The sequence below is a fragment of the Streptomyces sp. NPDC059477 genome (genome assembly GCF_042749375.1).
Taxonomy (GTDB): Bacteria; Actinomycetota; Actinomycetes; order Streptomycetales; family Streptomycetaceae; genus Streptomyces.
Genome location: NZ_JBHYUG010000006.1, coordinates 40,669 through 57,401, shown reverse-complemented (window position 1 = coordinate 57,401; position 16,733 = coordinate 40,669). Strand labels below are relative to the sequence as shown.

Sequence of the window (16,733 nt, the reverse complement as noted above, 5' to 3'; positions counted from 1 at the left end):
TTCAGGGGAAGTCGGGGACGGACGGGTGGGTGCGGCGCCGGTCCGGGTGGTGGAGTGCGGGCGGCGGGGCGCGGGGGCGATGGTGGGGCCCGGTGTCCACCGTGCCGGCGGTGCTGGTCGCGGGGCTGGTGGCTTTTCCCCGGGCGGTGCCCGATGCCGTCGGCCGGCTGGGCAGTCTGCTGGAGTCGTTCCTGCCGTGGCTCGGCCTGGTGGTCGTGGTGCTGCTGGTGGCGGCCGTGCTGCGCCGGTCGGGCGTCGCGCTGCTGGCGCTGTTGCTGCCGGTGGCGGCGTGGACCCATCAGTTCGGCGGTCTGCTGCTGCCCGCCGGGGAGCCCGGCCCGCGCGATCTGGTCGTGGTGCAGCACAACGTGAGTGACGAGAACCCCGACCCGGCGGGCACCGCCCGCGCCCTGGCCGACGCCGGGCCCGATCTCATCGCGCTGGAGGAACTGGTGTCACCCGCGCGGGAGGTGTACGCGCGGACGCTCGCTCCGGACTACCCCCACCACGCCGTGCACGGCACGGTGGGCCTGTGGTCGAAGCATCCGCTGACCGGGATCCGGCCGGTGGACATCAAGCCCCGGGCGATCACGGAGACATGGAGTCGTGGGCTGCGGGCGGTGGTCCGGACGCCGTACGGCGATATCGCGGCGTACGTGGCGCATCTGCCGTCGGTCCGTGTCGGGGCGAGCGGCCTCGCGTCGTCCTGGCGGGACGAGAGCGCGGGCCTGCTGGGCCGGGTCATCGCCGCCGAGGAGCAGGACAGGGTGCTGCTCCTCGGCGACCTCAACGGCACCGTCGACGACCGGGGGCTGACCCCGTTGACGTCACGGCTGAACACGGCCGAGCGTGGGTTCGCGTTCAGCTTCCCCGCCGCCTTCCCCGTGGCCCGCATCGACCAGGTCATGGCCCGCGCGGGGACGGTCGCTCGTATCGGCACTCTTCCGGCCACGGGCAGTGATCATCTGCCGGTGATCGCGCGGGTCAGGCCCAGTGCGCAATGACGGCCGAGAGGGCCAAGGGGTCCGGAAGCCGACGGCTGGTGGCCTCGCCTCGCCGAGTTCGCGGCTCGCTCACTCAGGTACGGGGTCATGGTGTCCCCGCCGCCGCGCGACGCCGGGCCGGCACCGCAGCAGCCGCCCCAGCACCAGCCGTCCCCCGCGCAACGCGCCGTGCCGGTGCAGCGCCTTGACGGCGTAGGTGGAGCAACTCGGCGTGTACGGGCAGCAGGCGGGCCGCGTGGGGCTGACCTTGGTCCGGTAGCGGCGGACACCGTCGTACAGCGCGCCGGCCACCCGGCCGTCGGGGCGGGGCGCCGAGGGATCGTGCGCACCGGCGGCCGGACTTCCGCCCCTGCCGGGCAGAACCAGCAGGAGAAGGGAAGCGAGCAGCAGGTCCGGACAGCAGACCCGCCCCGCACTGCAACTGTCCGTGCACGCCTCGGCTTTGTCCATTCGGCTGGGCTTCTGCTTGCGTCCGCGGTCCCTGTCGTCGTCTCGGTTCTGTCGCCGCCTCGCCATGTCCACTTCCCCCTCGTCCGGTGTACGCCATGATCGTACTGACATTCGCCTCCGAGGTGTACGGATGTCCTCCCTCCGCCCGCTCACCGCACCGCGCTGCGCTCCTGCCACTGCTCCCAGGTCTCGTTCCAGTTGCTGAAGCCGTTGCCCTGGGCGGGGATGCCCTTGGTGTCCTTGCCGGTGATCTCGAAGGGGGTGCCGACCTCGATGTCCTGGTAGAAGGACGCGGCCTCGGCGGTGCTCATGCCGATGCAGCCGGAACTCTTGTTCCGGTTGCCGAAGTACGCGGCGTTCCACGGGGCGGCGTGGGCGTACATCCCGGACCAGGTGAGCCGCATCGAGTAGTCGACCATCTTGTTGTAGGCGTCGCCCAGCCCGACCGTCTCGGAGTTCATGTTGATGGTGCCCTCCTTGGAGACGAGCACCGAGGTGCCGCCCCAGGAGCGCTTGTCGCCGCCGGGTGTGCCGCCGGAGACGGGGATCGTACGGACGGTGGCGCCGTCGCGCTGAAGCGTGAGCCGCTTGTTGTCCAGGTCGACCTTGACGACCTCCTGGGCTCCGATGGTGAAGCGTGTGGCGTAGTCGCGGGTGAACATGCGGTCGGTGTCGGTGGAGATGCCGTTCAGCGGGGCCTCGACGGTCACGCGGGTGCCCGCCTTCCAGTACTCCTTGGGCCGCCAGTCGACCCGGTCGCGGCCGTCGTAGTGCTTCATCCAGCCCCATGACCCCTCGGTGTTGTCGGAGGTGGTGACCTTCAGCGCCTTCTCCACCTCGGCCCGGTTCCCGATCGGGTGGTCGAAGACCAGGGAGACCGGCTGGCCGATGCCGACCGTGCTGTTCTTGCCCGGCCAGAACTCGACCTTGTTGCGCTGCTCCGCCTTCGCCGTGGAGAACGACGCCCGGCTGCTGCCCGCCGTTCCCGCCGCGCTCTTCGTCGCGGCCGTGACCCGGTACGTGGCCGCCGACCCGGCCTTGCGGTCCGCCGTCCATACGGTGTCGGCCTCCGACAGTTTCCCGTCGACCTTCTTGCCGTCGCCGTCGACGACCGTGACGGCGGTGAGGCTGCCGCCCTGGGCGGTGACCCGGATCGGCTGACCGGGCTCGACCCCGTTCCCGGTCGGCGTCACCGACACGGTCACGGGCTTGTCCGCGGCCCCGGGCCGGCCCGGCTTGTCGTCCCCGCCCGCGCCCGAGCCGTCGGCGGAACAGGCGGTCAGGGCCAGCGGGGCGAGCACGGTGGCGGCCACCGCGAGACGCGTGGCGGGGTGACGGACGGGACGGGGCCCGGATGTACGGACGGGACGGGGCCCGGATGTACGGACGGGACGGGGCGCGGATATGGGGCGCAACGGATACCTCCGTGGGCGAGGGTGAACAGCAGGGGTTGGGTGGATGTCATGGCGGCTGCGGCTGCGCACATCCGTCCGCAGCTCGGCCGTTCCGGGGGACATTCCTGACCCTACGGCCGGAAAACGGCTGGTGAGCGCCCTGAGCGCCATGTGACAGCCACGGGTGGGGAACGGTCATCGTCCGGTCGCATTCCCCGCGCGGAGCGGTCATGGACCGCTGTGAGCATCCTGTGCGGTCACGCCGCCCGGCGGGGCCGCGGGACCTTGACCGGAAGGCGGCTCACACTGTGTCAGCTCTCCTCGTGACGGATCGGGACGGGCGTGAGCGGTCCGCGGGCGGCGGTCCGGGCGTCGTCCGGCTGGAACCCATCGACGCCGCCACGCACCGGGCGTTCCTCGCCTCCGAGCGGGGCGCGGCGCTCGGCGCCGGTTTCCTCCAGTGCCCCTCCTGGGCCGAGGTCAAGCAGGGCTGGCGCCCGCTGCTCCTGGGCTGGGGGCCGAACCCGTCGGCGGGCGCCCCGGGGCTGACCGGGGTGGCGCTGGCCCTGCTGCGCCAGTTCCCGGGCACCCGGCGCTACTTCGCCTACCTCCCCGAGGGGCCGGTGGCCGACTGGTCCGACCCCGGTATCGACACCTGGCTCGATCCGCTGCTGGCCCGGCTGCGCGGGGCGGGCGCCTTCGCCGTACGGATCGGCCCGGCGCCCCCGTACCGCAGTTGGCCCGCCCGCACGCTGAAGTCGGCCGCGGGGCCCGGGCGGCGGCTGGCGGATGTGCTGGACTGCGCGGTCGACCCGCTGGGCGCCGCGGTCTCCGACCGGCTGCTCGCCCGGGGATGGCGGCGCTGCGGCAGCGGTGAGGGGGAGGACGGGGGCGACGCGGACGCCCAGCCGCGCCATGTCTTCCAGGTGCCGCTGGCCGGGCGCGGTGCCGAGGAGCTGTGGAGCGGGCTGAACCAGGAGTGGCGGCGCAATGTGCGGCGCGCCCGCAAGGAAGGGGTGGAGGTCGTCGTCGGCAGCGCGGCCGAGCTGCCCGAGTTCTTCCGGCTGCTGGAGGTGACCGAGCGGCGCGACGGTTTCCGCCTCGGCCGCTCACTGGCGTACTACCAGCGTCAGTACGCGGCGCTCAACGCGGAGGAGCCGGGCCGGATGAAGCTGTATCTGGCCCGCCACCGGGGCGAGATCCTCGCCGCGCACACCATGGTGACGGTCGGGCGGCGCGTCTGGTACCAGACCGGCGCCTCGGCCGACCACCGCCGCGAGGTGCGCCCGTCCAACGCGCTGCAATGGCGGATGCTGCTGGACGCCCAGGCATCCGGCGCACAGGTGTACGACATGCGCGGGGTACCCTCCACACTCGACCCCTCGGACCGCTCGTACGGGCTTCTGCGCTGGAAGCTCGGCACCGGGGGGAGCGTCGTGGAGACGCTGGGGGAATGGGAGAGACCGTTGGGCGGGACCGCCAACCAGGCGCTGTACCGGGCGTTCCGGGCCTATCTGGCGCGCCGGTGAACCCGACCCCCGCCCGCACGTCGACGGCCGGCCGCGCCTCGACGGTCGGCCGACCGGAGCGCAACGAGCACACCGGGCACATCGAGCAGGACGAGCCGCCCGCCCCTCCCGGGCGCGAGGCCCCATCGCTCGCCCGCAGCGGCGTCCTCATGGCCGCCGGGTCGATCGTCTCGCGTGCCACCGGTTTCGCCCGGTCGGCGATCGTCGCCGCCGCGCTCGGCATCGGGATGACCGCCGACGGCTACGCGGTGGCCAACGCGCTGCCCACGGTCGTCTACATGCTGCTGCTCGGCGGGGCGCTCAACGCCGTGTTCGTGCCGGAGCTGGTACGGGCCGCGAAGGAGCACGCGGACGGCGGGGCCGCGTACACCCAGCGGCTGCTGACCGTGTGCGCGGTCGCCCTGCTCCTCATCACCGGGACCGCCGTCGCCGCGGCCCCTCAGATCATGGCCTTCTACACCGGCTACAACGGCGCCCAGGCCGAGCTGACCATCGCCTTCGCCCGCTACTGCCTGCCGCAGATCCTCTTCCTCGGGCTGTTCACCGTGCTCGGCCAGGTACTCAACGCGCGTGGCCGGTTCGGCGCGATGATGTGGACGCCCGTCCTCAACAACCTCGTCGTCATCGCCGTGTTCGGCCTGTATCTGGCGGTCGGTGACGGAGGCTCGCTGAGCGGCGCCGAACGGGCACTGCTGGGCTGGGGCACCACCGCGGGCATCGCGGTGCAGGCCCTCGCGCTCGTCCCGTCGCTGCGCCGGGCGGGCTTCTCCTGGCGGCCTCGGTTCGACTGGCGTGGCAGCGGGCTGACCCGGCCGCTGCGCGCGGCGGGCTGGCTGGTGCTGCTGGTGCTCTCCAACCAGGCCGCCTACTGGGTCGTCACCCGGCTGGCGACCATGGCCGGACAGCACGCGGCCCGGCTGGGCGTCGACGGCGGCGCGGGGTTCAGCGCGTACACCAACGCCTACACGCTCTGGGCGGTGCCGCACGGCATCATCACCGTCTCCCTGATGACGGCGCTGCTGCCGCGCATGAGCCGGGCCGCCGCCGACGACGACCCGATGGCGGTGCGCCGGGACGTCTCGTACGCGCTGCGCACCAGCGCGTCGATGATCGTGCCCGCGGCCTGTGTGCTGCTGGCCGTGGCGCAGCCGGTGATGACGCTGGTGTACGGGTACGGGCGGACCGACCCGGACGACGTGGCCCTGATGGCGGGCATCCTGATGGCGTTCGCGCCGGGCCTGGTGGCGTTCTCCGGTCAGTACGTGCTCTCCCGTGCCTTCTACGCGCTCGGCGACACCCGTACGCCCTTCCTGCTCAACCTGGTGGTCGTGGCCCTGAACGCGGGGCTGGCGGTGGCCGCGTATGTCGTGCTGCCGGTGCGCCTCGTGGTGACCGGGATGGCGGCGGCGTACTCGGTCGCGCTGCTGGTGGGGTGGGTGCTGACCGCGCTGGTGCTGCGGCGCCGGCTGCTGCCGCCACTGCCCGGCCCGGTGCCGCGGCAGCGGAGCCGGCACTCCCGGCGGCCCCGGCACCGCCGCGAGCCGCTGTGGCGCTCGGCGTCGGCCGGGACCCTCACCCGGCTGCTGGTGGCTGCGGTGCCCGCCGCGGGCCTGGCCCGGCCGGCCACGCAACTGACCGGCGAGCGGGCCGGGCCGGTGGCGGCGGGGGTGGTGGGAGCGGTGGCGGTCGGCATGGTCTTCGTGGCCCTGGCCCGCCCGCTGCGCCTCACCGAACTCGACGCCGCGCTCAGCGGCACCGTGCGCCGGATCAGGAAGCGCCCCGCGCGCGGCTGAAGGCCACGGGACGACGACGAACCGGGGAGACAGTGGGGTACCGGGAGAACCAGGAACGTCCCGGCGGAGGAACCGAGGAGGAAGGCCACCGTGCCACGCGTACTGCTCATCGAGGACGATCCCTCCGTCCGCGAGGGGGTCGAACTGGGGCTGCGCAGGCGCGGCCACGAGGTGGCGGCCGTGGCCGCGGGCGAGGAGGGACTCGCCGCGCTCCCCGTCTTCCGGCCCGATCTGGTGCTGCTGGATCTGATGCTGCCGGGGATCAACGGCGTGGAGGTGTGCCGCCGGATCCGGGAGGCCGGACAGCTCCCGATCATCATGCTCACCGCCCGGGGCGACGACTTCGACGTCGTCATAGGGCTGGAGGCGGGCGCCGACGACTACATCGTCAAACCGGCCCGTACGGAGGTGATCGAGGCGCGCATCCGGGCCGTCCTGCGCCGGATCGACGCACCCGGCACCGAGCGCCCCGCGATCGAACGGCACGGCGAACTGACCCTCGACCGCGCCGGGCTGACCGTCACCAAGGCCGGACGGCCCCTGGCGCTGGCCCCGTCGGAACTGCGGCTGCTGCTGCATCTGAGCGCCGCGCCGGAGCAGGTGTTCAGCCGTCAGCAGTTGCTGGAGCATGTGTGGGAGCACAGCTATCACGGGGACGCGCGCCTGGTGGACGCCTGTGTGCGGCGGCTGCGCAACAAGATCGAGGATCTGCCGGGCTCGCCCCGCTACATCCAGACACTGCGCGGCTTCGGTTACCGCTTCGGGCCGCTGTGAAGGACATGCCCGAGGTACCCCGCCGACGGAGACGGCCCGGCCGGGCCCGGCTCGGGCTCAGGACCCGTCTGGTGTTCGCGTTCCTCCTGGTCGCGCTGGTCAGCGCCGTCTCCACCGCCGCCCTCACCTACCGCGAGGCCCGTAACTCGGTGCTCCAGGCGACCCAGGACACGGCCATCTCCTCGTTCCGCGACCAGATACGCCAGTACACGGTCCAGGTGCCGGTCAACGCGGCCGGACTCCAGGAGGCCGTCCGCACCCTCGCCAAGCTGGGCAAGCCCCGCACCTTGTACGTCTTCGCCGAGTACGGCACGAACCTGCGCGTCTCCTCGGGGACCAGCCCGGTGTCCACGGTCGTCACCGACGAGCTGCGCGACCGGGCGTCGAGCAATCCGCACGGCAGCTTCCAGCGGGTCCTCAAGGACGGACGGCCGTATCTGGTCGTCGGCATGCCCGTGGTGCTGAGTGTCACCGAGTTCACCGAGCTGGACACCGGTCTGGTGATGTACGCCGTACTGCCGCTGGACGAGGAGCAGACGCAGATCGACGCGCTGGTCACGGCCGCCCGCAACGGCGCCCTGCCGGGCCTGGCGATCGCGCTGGTGCCCGCGCTGCTGGCCGCCCGCAGTGTGCTGCGCCCGGTGCGCGAGCTGCGCTGGGCGGCCGTGAACATGGGCAGCGGACGGCTGGACACCCGGATCCCCGTCAAGGGACGGGACGAACTGGCCGATCTCGCGGGTACGTTCAACGAGTCGGCGGCGGCGCTGGAGCGGTCGGTGGCGGAGCTGCGGGAGGCGGAGACCAGGGCCCGCCGGTTCGCCTCCGACGTCTCCCACGAGCTGCGCACCCCGCTGGCGGGCATGCTCGCGGTCACCGAGCTGCTGGACGAGGAGGCGGCCGGGCTCGACCCGGACACGGCCCGTGCGGTACGGCTGATCAGCACGGAGACGGGGAGGCTGGCGGTGCTGGTCGAGGATCTGATGGAGATCTCCCGGTTCGACGCGCGGGCCGCCGAGCTGAACACCGACGAGGTCGATGTCGCCGAGACCATCCGCCGCACCCTGGCGAACCGGCGCTGGAGCGACCGCGTCCGCACCGATCTCCCGGACGGCATCCGGGCCCGGCTCGACCCGCGCCGATTCGACGTGGTGATCGCCAACCTGGTCGGCAACGCGCTGCGGCACGGCGGGGACCCGGTGACCGTGACACTGTGCCGGGACACGGCGAGGGACGGTACGCCGCGGCTGGTCACGGAGGTCGCCGACGGTGGCCCCGGAATCCGGCCGGAGGCGCTGCCGTACGTCTTCGACCGCTTCTTCAAGGCGGATCCGGCGCGGGCCCGTTCGGCGGGCAGCGGCCTGGGTCTGGCGATCACCGAGGAGAACGTACGGCTGCACGGCGGCACCATCCGCGCCGCGAACCGGCCCGGCGCGTCCGGCGCCGTCTTCACGGTCACGCTGCCGCTCGACGGCGGGGAGCCCACATGAGCGCGGGCGGCCGTACGCGGCACGACGCGCGCCGGACCCGGCTCCGGGCGGGTGCCGTGGCCCTCGCCGCGACCCTGCTCGCCGGCTGCGGCATCAGTGCGACGGAACCCGTCGAGGCGGGCGGTCCCGCGGTGATCGACATGGTGCTCACCTCGGACAACTGGATCATGGTGTTCCTCCGGTCCCCCACCGGCGGGCTGATCCCGTCCTTCCGGGAACGGCCGTGGGCGGCGCCGCCCCCGAAACCGCCCCTGCTGGTGGCGGAGGCCGTCGAGTCGCTGTTCGAGGGCCCGACGGCCGAGGAGCGGGCGAACGGGCTGCGCGGTACACAGCGCCCGTTGCCGCCGGGTCAGCCGGTGCAGGTGGCGGTGGGGGGTGAGCACGAGGTGTCGGTCCTGCTGCCCCTCCCCCTCGACTCGCTCGACGACACCGCCCTGCGGCAGGTGGTGTGCACGGCGTCGTACAGCCACGACCGGCGGGGCTGGGCGCAGGTGGTGCTGAGGGGCACCGACGGCACGCTGGAGGCCACGTCCTGCGATGTGGCCGTCGATGTCATCCCGTCGTCGGTCCGGCCCTCGCTGAGACGTGAGGGGCCGTGAGTCGCCGTGCCGCCGGGCCGCGCCCTGCCCCGCACGGTGCTCAGTCCTCGCTCTCGTCCATCTCGTCGTCGTCCGCGTCGACGTATCCGTCGGCGTCGGACAGGGCCTGGGTGATCAGGCGGGTGGCGAAGTCACGGTCGTCGGTGAGGTGGTTGATGTGTTCGGCGAGCAGGACGGCGGTGGCCTCCAGGGGAGTCAGCTCGGTCTTGGTCCAGTCGCCGTACTGCCGCCGCCAGAGGCTGGGGCTCAGGCCGGTGGCGGCGGCGACGAGCAGACCGGCCATGGTGGGGATGGCCTCGGGGCGGACACTGCGGGGCATCATCGTCATCGAGGCGACGACGGAGGGCACCACGTACTCGATGACGTCCTTGTCCTGGGACTCGTGGGCCAGCCGCAGCCACTTCATGAACACGTAGATGATCGAACAGACGCCGTCCAGCACGTCGTCCGCCTCGATGGCGCCCATGGACGCGGTGACCTGGGCCACCAACGCGTCCTGTTCGGGGTCGCTCGCGCTCTTGCCGTCGTAGATGGCCTTGAGCTGTGAGTCGATCATCAAGAGCGCCGCACCCACGTCGCCGGCCGGCGCGTACTTGGGGTCGCACGGTGATGACACAGGAATCCATACCTCTCTGTCGCGGTCGCGTTCACCGACAGTAGACCTCCGATGACACGGGGTAGGACGGTTCCCGGGTATTCACCCCTCGTCGTACGGGTCCGCTTGACCTCAACCCCGCTTCATGTCCGAGGCTGCTCGCAGCGGCGCCGGCCGCGACCGGGGACGCGTCCCCGAACCGATCGCTGCGACCCAGCAGTTCACGGAGGTCCGCCCATGCCCGAATCGGTGACCCGGTGGATCGGGCAGCACGCCCATCGCCTCTCCAGCGCCGGCCCCGAAGGCCCGTTGACCGATCTCCGGCCGCTGGCCGACGTCGTGTGCGACGCCGAAGTGGTGGCCCTCGGGGCCGCGACCCGTCAGTCCCGTGAACTGTCCGTCCTCGCGCACAGGATGCTCCGGTTCCTGGTCGAGGAACTGGGGTTCCGCACCCTCGCGCTGGAAGGGGACGACGCGTCGAGAGTCGGCCTCGACACCTACATCGGCACGGGAGCGGGTGACCCGCGGCCGATGCTGGCCGGCGCCCGGTCCTTCTGGCGGACCGAGGAGATGCTCGACGTCGTCCACTGGATGCGCTCGTTCAACCGCCGGCACCCCGATGACCCGGTCCGGTTCGCCGAGACGGTCCGCGCCCCTCGGGGGCGGGTACCCCCGTCGGTCACCCTCGCCGAGATCGAGTGGAGTCTGGCCGAGGACACCATCCGGTGGCAGGAGCGGACCGCGGACCGGATCGTCTACTGGGGCGGCCTCGGCCACACCGCCGACAGCCGCCCGCGGACCGGCTCGCCCTCGTCCCCGCCCGTCCCGCACCGCACCGCGGGCAGCCATCTCCGCGAGCATTTCGGCGCGGGCTACGTCTCGATCGGCCTGACCTTCCATCACGGCACGCTTCCCTACGCGGTCCCCGCCCCGCCCGCCGACTTCGCCGACACGGTCCTGGGCACCGCCGGACCCGGCAGCTACCTTCTCGACCTGCGCGCCGAGGCACCGGCCACCGTACGGACCTGGCTCGACACCCCGACCAGGACCCGTCTGATCGGCCCCTTCTATGACGCCGCCGACGACTCCGCCTTCCATCTGGCCGGCGGATCGCTCACCGACTGGTTCGACGCCGTCGTGCACACCCAGGAGGTCACCGCGGCCCGCTCACTCTCCCGGCCGAACGATTCCTGAAGCGCTCCTTCGGACGCCGCGCGTGACACCGAACTGGCGCGCGCCTTTCGGGCGGGCGTCCGCGAGGCCGCGGGGTACGAGTGACGGAGCGGGGGCGTGTGCCCCACCCGGGTCGTCTCTCCCCACGTCTTTTCGCGACGGTTCGCGTCGGAGGTGGTGGGGGGCCCGCGCGGGGGAAGAGTGGAGCCGTGGCTACCACCAGCAGTGCCTTGCAGGAGGCTCAGGAGCGGGTCCGGGTCTGTCGGGAGAGCGGTGACCTGTCCGGTCTCGCCCACGCCCTGATCGTGCTGTCCTCCGAACTTCAGCAGGCCGCCCGTCATGACGAGGCGATCGCCGCGGCGCGTGAAGGGGCGGATCTCTATCGCGAGCTGGGCAACCGCGGCGGGCTCGTCTGGGCCCTGGAGAATTCCGCCAACCGCTGTGCGGCGGCGGGCCGGTACCAGGAGGCCGCCGAGGCGACACAGGAGCGGGTCGGCATCCAGCGGGCGGCCCAGGACATGCCGGGGCTCGCCCATGCGCTGGTCACCCTGGGCTCGCACCTCGAAGGTGCCGGGCGGCTGGAGGAGGCGATCAGCGCGGCCCTGGAGGGCACGGCCGGGTACCGGCGGCTGGACCGGGCCGGCGGGATCGCCTGGGCGCTCCAGAACCTCGCCCGCCGCTACTCGACGGCGGGCCGGCATCACGACGCGGCGCAGGCCGGCACGGAGGAGGCCGGTATCCACCGTGCCGCCCGGGACGTTCCCGCGCTGGCGCATGCCCTGGTCGTCCTGGGCTCGAATCTGCTGAGCGCGGGCGAGCCCGAACAGGCCGTCGTGGCCGCCCGTGAGTCGGTCGGGCTCTACCAGTCGCTCGACAGCCTCGCGGGCTTCACCTGGGCGCGCGCGAGCCTCGACCGGATCGGCGCCGTGCTGGCCACCCGGCAGCCCTTCGAGTACACGGTGCCGCCGCCGTTCACCGTGGAGGCGTCGTTCCCCCCGGGTGCGCCGCTGGCGACGCTGGCGCGGATCGCCGACCACATGGAGGTCTTCGCCGTCGACACCGCCGGGCGGATGTGGACGTCCTGGTGGTGGTACGGCTCGTGGGAGGGGAGCTTCCTGCTGGGCGGGCACGCGTTCTCGCCGGGCGCCCATGTCGCCACGGTGTCGCGCAACGACGACCACATGGAGGTCTTCGCCGTGGACGGCGACGGCCAGGTGTGGGGCAACTGGTGGAACGGGGACTGGAAGGGCTGGTTCCCGCTGCCGGGTCACACCTTCCCGCCGGGTGCGCCGCTGGCCACCCTGGCGCGCGATGACGACCACATGGAGGTGTGGGGCGTCGACGGCGAGGGGCGGGTGTGGGGCAACTGGTGGAACGGCGAGTGGAAGGGCTGGTTCGAGATCCCCGGCCACACCTTCCCGGCCGCCGCCCACCTGGTCTCGCTCACCCGCAACGACGACCACATGGAGATCTACGCGGTCGACGGACAGCGCAGGGTGCACGCCGGCGCGTGGGGCGGTGAGTGGGGACCGTGGACGCCCATCGGATCGTACGACTTCCCGCCGGGGTCCCCGCTGGGCAGCATGTCGCGGCACGAGGAGCATCTGGAGGTCTTCGGCATCGGCACCGACAGGCAGGTGCGCGGCAACTGGTGGGACGGTCACACCTGGCACGAGTGGTTCCCGCTCGGGACCCGGCTCTTCGAACCCGGGTCACCGCTGGCCACGGTCTCCCGCCACGAGGACCACATGGAGGTCTTCGTCGTCGCCGCGGACGGTCAGACGTGGGGGAACTACTGGGACTCCGAGGACTGGCACGACTGGTTCAGGGTCAGGGACGAGCGGCCCTTCGCCGGGCCCGCCCATCTCGCCACCCTGACCCGCGACGACCATCACATGGAGGTCTTCGGCATCGGCGGATCCGGGAGGCGGACCGCCGCCTGGTACGTGGACGGCACCTGGCACGACTGGTTCACGCTGCCCCCGGCGACCGTGCCGCTGCCCGACGGCGAGATCCCGCCCGGCGACGAACGGGCCTTCACCCTGGGCAAGGAGATCTGGGTCTACAGCACCGTCGGCACCCGTCTGCCCCTCTACTGCTCCGAGGCCCGGCTGGTCTGCCGGCAGGACGGCAGCTGGCGGTTCACCGCCTTCCTGCGCAACACCGAGACCGACGCCGACTGCCAGTTCGACCTCTATCTCCGGCTCAACGGCACGTCCAGGCCGTTCGACTTCCGGCTGTCGGGCGAGCTGGGTGCCCCCGGCGACAAGGAGGCCGCGCGCATCGGCCGCCGGGCCCTGGGCATCCTCCCGGAACGGCACTTCCAGGAGGAGGGCCACTACGACGCGCTCACCGACCCCGCCTTCTTCCGCGAGGTGTACACCTGCGCGGCGACCTTCACGATCCCGCCACCGGCCTGGGACGACTACATCGTGCCTCCGGCGGAGGAGCCCGAGGAGTAGGTCCCGGGCCGATCAGGTCATCCAGGCCGCTGGGCCTCTTGGGTCCCAGGTCACCGCTTGGGGCCGCCGCTGCCCTCCAGCATCCGTTCCAGCCGGTCGAAGCGCTCGTGCAACGCTCGGGCCGCCTCCGCCATGCTCTCCTCGGCACGTTGCACGCCACGGTGCCGGCGCTCCTGGTCCCGGCCCACGAACCACGTGGCCAGGGCCGCGGTGACCAGTCCGTAGGCGGTGATCCCGACGACCATCACCAGCGCCGCGATCAGCCGCCCCCACAGCGTCACCGGGTAGAAGTCCCCGTAGCCGACCGTCGTCGCGGTCTCCACCGACCACCACAGTGCCCTCGGATACGTCGTCAACTGCGCCCCCTGCGCGCCCCGCTCGGCGACGACGACCGCGTAGGAGCCCGCCAGCATCACGATCACAAGGATGAGCGTCGCGGCTCCGGCCGCCTTCACATGCAGCGAACGCCCGCGGCGGCCGAGCAGCAGCTCGACCGCCCGGGCCAGGAAACCGGGCAACATCCCCGCATCATGCGCCCCACCCGGCCGACGCGGCAACGCGCCCCGCCGCCCCGCACCGAACCCGAACGGCGCGAATGTCATACGGCATCCGTGCTCCCTCTCGTTCCTTGGCGTCCGCTGCGCGGACCGGCCCACGGTGCTCCGGGCGCGCCGCCTCCCGTTGGGCGGGCGTCCCCGGGAACAGGATGCCCGCGGCGGCGGTTCCTCCCCGGTGGATCCGCTGCGCCCGAGAGCTGATGGATGACGACCGGCGGCCCGTCACAGTGGGCACCACGGCTGGGAGTTCAGCCTTCGGCGGTAGGCCGTGTCGAGCAGTCGCGCCATCTCGTCGGTGACCCGGCGCGGCCGGTGGTGGAACTTGACATGGCACAGGCGCTGTTCGTACCCGCAGCCGTGCCGGGCCTTGGCACCGTAGGCCTCCGGGCCCAGCACGATGCCGTGCAGCCCCCGGGCGACGGCCCGTTCGACCATGGCGTAGTAGCACAGGCGGGAGAGGGCGAAGGGCGCGACGGCGTCCACGTCGTCGGACAGGCCGAACAGCTTGGGGTACAGGAGGCCGTCCGACTCGTGGTACAGGAGGAAGGCGACGAGGCGGCCACGCGCCCGCACCTCCAGCAGGCGTACGGAGCCGCCCAGATGGCGGAGGGTCTCGGCCAGGATGCGCCGGGCCCCTGGCAGGGTGACCGTGTGTCCGTACCTCGCCCTGTGTGCCTGGTGCAGCAGGGCGTGCCGGTCGCCGAGGGTCTGGGGGTCGACGGGCACGAGGGCGGCGCCGCTCTCGGCGAAGTCGTGCAGTTCGCGGCGGACCCGGCTGCGCCTGCGTTCGGTCATCGCGCCGAGATAGGCCTCGAACGACCGCCAGGGCGTGCGCAGTACGCACTCGGCGACGCAGGTGAAGGAGGAGTACCCGCGGCGGGCCAGCACGTCTCGGAGGGTCCGGTCGGTCTCGGGCACATGGGCCAGCGCGGTGGAGTGCGCCCCCGCCTCGTGGGCCTGGTGCTCCAGCAGGGTGACGGCCTCCTCCGCCAGCGCGAAGTCGTCGGGGTCGGCGCGCAGCACACCGGGCAGAAAGCCGCCGGGCAGCGCGCTCACCACGCCGGGGAGGTCCGGCGTCCACGATCGGGCGGACTCGGCGCGGGCCCGGTCGAGCCGCTGCCGCTCGCCGGATCCCAGGTAGGGCGAGAGGTCGACGGGGTCCATGTGCAGCAGCCGGGCCGGGTTGTCGACGATGGGGTGTCCGCGTGCGGTCAGCTCCCCCACCACGCCCAGTCTCGGGCCGCCGGTGCCCGTGACCAACGTGTAGGTACGGTCGATTCCCGGCCGCTCGTAGGACGCGAGCCACTCGGGGCTGGAGTACAGGCCCTTGGCGAGGGTGCGCCAGAGCGGCGACAGGTCCGAGATGTTCGGGGCGCTGGTGTGCCGTGCCGTGCGGGTGGTCATGACGTGCCCCCGTGGGAGGCGGCGGTGGCTGGGGTCCGGGGTGCTGCCGCCACGTCCTTGGGCCCGGACCCCACGTCCTTGGCGTCCTTGGGCTCGGCAGCCACGTCCTTGGGTTTGGAGGCCGAGGTCTTGGCTGTGGAGGCCGAGGTCTTGGCTGTGGAGGCCGGGGTACTGGGTTTGGCGGCGGGGGTCTTGTGCCTGGGCTCCCGGCCCTTGGCTCCGGAGGTCCGGCCTTGGCGCACGGAGGTCCGGCCTTGGCGCACGGAGGCCCGGCCCTTGTACCCGGCCAGCCGGCCCCTGCGCCCGGAAGCCGGGGCCTTGGATCCGGGCGCCCGGTTCTCGTACGCGGGAAAGAGCGGCTGCGGAAGGGGCAGTACGGTGCCGGGCGGCCCGCACAGCTCGCCCATGCGCCGCCCGGACTCCGGCAGGAAGATCGCCCATAAGGGGGCCAGGCCGTGCAGGGCGGTCATGAGGGTGGCGAGTACCCGGTCCAGGTCGCGCCCCGCCGCCTCGTCGCCCCGCCGTTGCGCTTTGGCCAGGGTCCAGGGCGCGGCGGACTCGACGTAGCGGTTGCAGGTGCCGACGTAGGTGGTCAGCGCCGAAGCGGCCCGCCGGAAGCGGTACGACTCCAGGGCGGCGCCCACTTGCGCGCGCGTGGCGGCGAGTTGGTCCAGGAGTTCACGGTCGGCGTCGGTGGACGCCCGCGCGGCCGGAACCGTACCCCCGCGAAAGCGGTGCACCATGCCGGTGACCCGCTGGACCAGGTTTCCGACGCCGTGCGTCAGGTCCTCATCGGCGCGGCGGAGCATCCGCGGCACCGTGAAAGTGGCGTCCGGTTCCGCCGGGCCCTCGCTGAGCAGCCACCACCGTACGGGCGCGGTTCCGTACTCCCGTACCAGTGCGGTCATGGAGGGGGCGTCGAGGAGGTCCGCCCGTGCGCGGGACCCGTGCGCCGTGGTGGCGCGGTGCGCCGCGGGGCCGATGCCCTGCTGTGCGGCGGGGAGCGGGTTGTCGCGCCCGCCTGTGATCCGGTGGGTCGTCAGGCCCCGGCCGCGGAGGTACCGGTCCAGGGTGTCGGCCTGGACGAGGTTCAGGGCGCGGCCGTACGCGGACAGGTGATCGACCCGCTGCTCGGCGTCGGTGATGACCTCACCAGTCACTTGATCGCTCCTTCTCGGCCGGACGGGCGGGCCGGGCTTGTTGGCCGGGCCTCGAACATGGCGCCAGTCTGCGCGGGCGGGGAGGAGGGACGAATCCGTCACCGGATCGGTCGTTCCACGGCCGGGCCCGGACACGGAACGACCTGTGCCGCCCGCCCGAGCGCCCGGAAATGACGGATGGACCGACGGATGCCGAGGGCCGCCGGTGTCCGGCACGCTGGGTCCGTCGCCGGGACCGGGCACGGGGTCGGTGTCCTCCGCCTCGTGCCCGGCGCCTTGCGCCCCGCAGTGCCGCGGCCGTGGACCCCGGCTTGATGCCCCCCGCCGCCGCCCCCCACCCCCCCCCCCCCCC

14 protein-coding genes and 1 pseudogene are annotated in these 16,733 nt (G+C 72.9%); 9 read left to right on the top strand and 6 right to left on the bottom strand.

Annotated features, from left to right (window positions below):
* Window positions 1–92: 92 nt before the first annotated feature.
* Complete coding sequence (locus tag ACFXAZ_RS04810) at window positions 93–1,004, top strand: endonuclease/exonuclease/phosphatase family protein (RefSeq protein WP_384585096.1); 912 nt, start codon at window positions 93–95, stop codon at window positions 1,002–1,004.
* Between the two features lie 69 nt (window positions 1,005–1,073).
* On the opposite strand, the gene yidD is transcribed toward ACFXAZ_RS04810, so the two are convergent.
* Both yidD and ACFXAZ_RS04800 read right to left on the bottom strand, forming a co-directional pair.
* A complete protein-coding gene (gene yidD / locus ACFXAZ_RS04805) occupies window positions 1,074–1,454 on the bottom strand; it encodes a membrane protein insertion efficiency factor YidD (protein WP_384585093.1) in 381 nt (126 codons plus the stop codon).
* Window positions 1,455–1,603: 149 nt separating this feature from the next.
* A complete protein-coding gene (locus tag ACFXAZ_RS04800; RefSeq protein ID WP_384585090.1) occupies window positions 1,604–2,767 on the bottom strand; it encodes an Ig-like domain-containing protein in 1,164 nt (387 codons plus the stop codon).
* A gap of 389 nt (window positions 2,768–3,156) precedes the next feature.
* Here ACFXAZ_RS04800 and ACFXAZ_RS04795 point away from each other — a divergent pair, with 389 nt between their 5' ends.
* The 5 genes from ACFXAZ_RS04795 to ACFXAZ_RS04775 all read left to right on the top strand — a co-directional run bounded on the left by ACFXAZ_RS04795 (window position 3,157) and on the right by ACFXAZ_RS04775 (window position 9,030).
* Window positions 3,157–4,377, top strand: a complete 1,221-nt coding sequence (locus tag ACFXAZ_RS04795) for a lipid II:glycine glycyltransferase FemX (RefSeq protein WP_384585087.1) — start codon at window positions 3,157–3,159, stop codon at window positions 4,375–4,377.
* 149 nt (window positions 4,378–4,526) lie between these two features.
* Window positions 4,527–6,170, top strand: a complete 1,644-nt coding sequence (gene murJ / locus ACFXAZ_RS04790) for a murein biosynthesis integral membrane protein MurJ (RefSeq protein WP_384585374.1) — start codon at window positions 4,527–4,529, stop codon at window positions 6,168–6,170.
* A 90-nt stretch (window positions 6,171–6,260) separates the two neighbouring features.
* A complete protein-coding gene (locus ACFXAZ_RS04785; RefSeq protein WP_384585084.1) occupies window positions 6,261–6,944 on the top strand; it encodes a response regulator in 684 nt (227 codons plus the stop codon).
* A gap of 5 nt (window positions 6,945–6,949) precedes the next feature.
* Window positions 6,950–8,431 carry an ATP-binding protein gene (locus tag ACFXAZ_RS04780; protein WP_384585080.1) on the top strand — a complete coding sequence of 494 codons (1,482 nt, stop codon included), beginning with the start codon at window positions 6,950–6,952 and terminating at the stop codon, window positions 8,429–8,431.
* Window positions 8,428–9,030: a hypothetical protein gene (locus ACFXAZ_RS04775; RefSeq protein ID WP_384585078.1), complete on the top strand. Its 603-nt coding sequence runs from the start codon at window positions 8,428–8,430 to the stop codon at window positions 9,028–9,030. The genes ACFXAZ_RS04780 and ACFXAZ_RS04775 overlap by 4 nt, the downstream gene beginning before the upstream one ends.
* 40 nt (window positions 9,031–9,070) lie before the next feature.
* Here ACFXAZ_RS04775 and ACFXAZ_RS04770 read toward each other — a convergent pair whose 3' ends face one another.
* Window positions 9,071–9,646, bottom strand: a complete 576-nt coding sequence (locus ACFXAZ_RS04770; protein ID WP_384585075.1) for a hypothetical protein — start codon at window positions 9,644–9,646, stop codon at window positions 9,071–9,073.
* 216 nt (window positions 9,647–9,862) lie between these two features.
* On the opposite strand from ACFXAZ_RS04770, the gene ACFXAZ_RS04765 reads away from it, so the two are divergent.
* Window positions 9,863–10,819, top strand: a complete 957-nt coding sequence (locus ACFXAZ_RS04765) for an erythromycin esterase family protein (protein WP_384585073.1) — start codon at window positions 9,863–9,865, stop codon at window positions 10,817–10,819.
* 188 nt (window positions 10,820–11,007) lie between these two features.
* Window positions 11,008–13,260 carry a hypothetical protein gene (locus ACFXAZ_RS04760; RefSeq protein WP_384585070.1) on the top strand — a complete coding sequence of 751 codons (2,253 nt, stop codon included), beginning with the start codon at window positions 11,008–11,010 and terminating at the stop codon, window positions 13,258–13,260.
* A gap of 50 nt (window positions 13,261–13,310) precedes the next feature.
* On the opposite strand, the gene ACFXAZ_RS04755 is transcribed toward ACFXAZ_RS04760, so the two are convergent.
* Both ACFXAZ_RS04755 and ACFXAZ_RS04750 read right to left on the bottom strand, forming a co-directional pair.
* Window positions 13,311–13,781, bottom strand: coding sequence for a potassium channel family protein (locus ACFXAZ_RS04755; RefSeq protein WP_384585068.1), 471 nt, complete (start codon window positions 13,779–13,781; stop codon window positions 13,311–13,313).
* A gap of 258 nt (window positions 13,782–14,039) precedes the next feature.
* Window positions 14,040–15,221 carry a GNAT family N-acetyltransferase gene (locus ACFXAZ_RS04750; protein WP_384585065.1) on the bottom strand — a complete coding sequence of 394 codons (1,182 nt, stop codon included), beginning with the start codon at window positions 15,219–15,221 and terminating at the stop codon, window positions 14,040–14,042.
* Between ACFXAZ_RS04750 and ACFXAZ_RS04745 the strand changes: the two genes are divergently transcribed.
* Entirely contained in the window at window positions 15,181–15,693 is a 513-nt protein-coding gene (locus ACFXAZ_RS04745; protein ID WP_384585371.1) for a hypothetical protein, read from the top strand. The two genes, ACFXAZ_RS04750 and ACFXAZ_RS04745, sit on opposite strands and share 41 nt — an antisense overlap.
* On the opposite strand, the pseudogene ACFXAZ_RS04740 reads toward ACFXAZ_RS04745, so the two are convergent.
* Window positions 15,671–15,964: pseudogene (locus tag ACFXAZ_RS04740) on the bottom strand (class I tRNA ligase family protein); the annotation flags it as partial. The gene ACFXAZ_RS04745 and the pseudogene ACFXAZ_RS04740 sit on opposite strands and share 23 nt — an antisense overlap.
* Window positions 15,965–16,733: the final 769 nt, after the last annotated feature.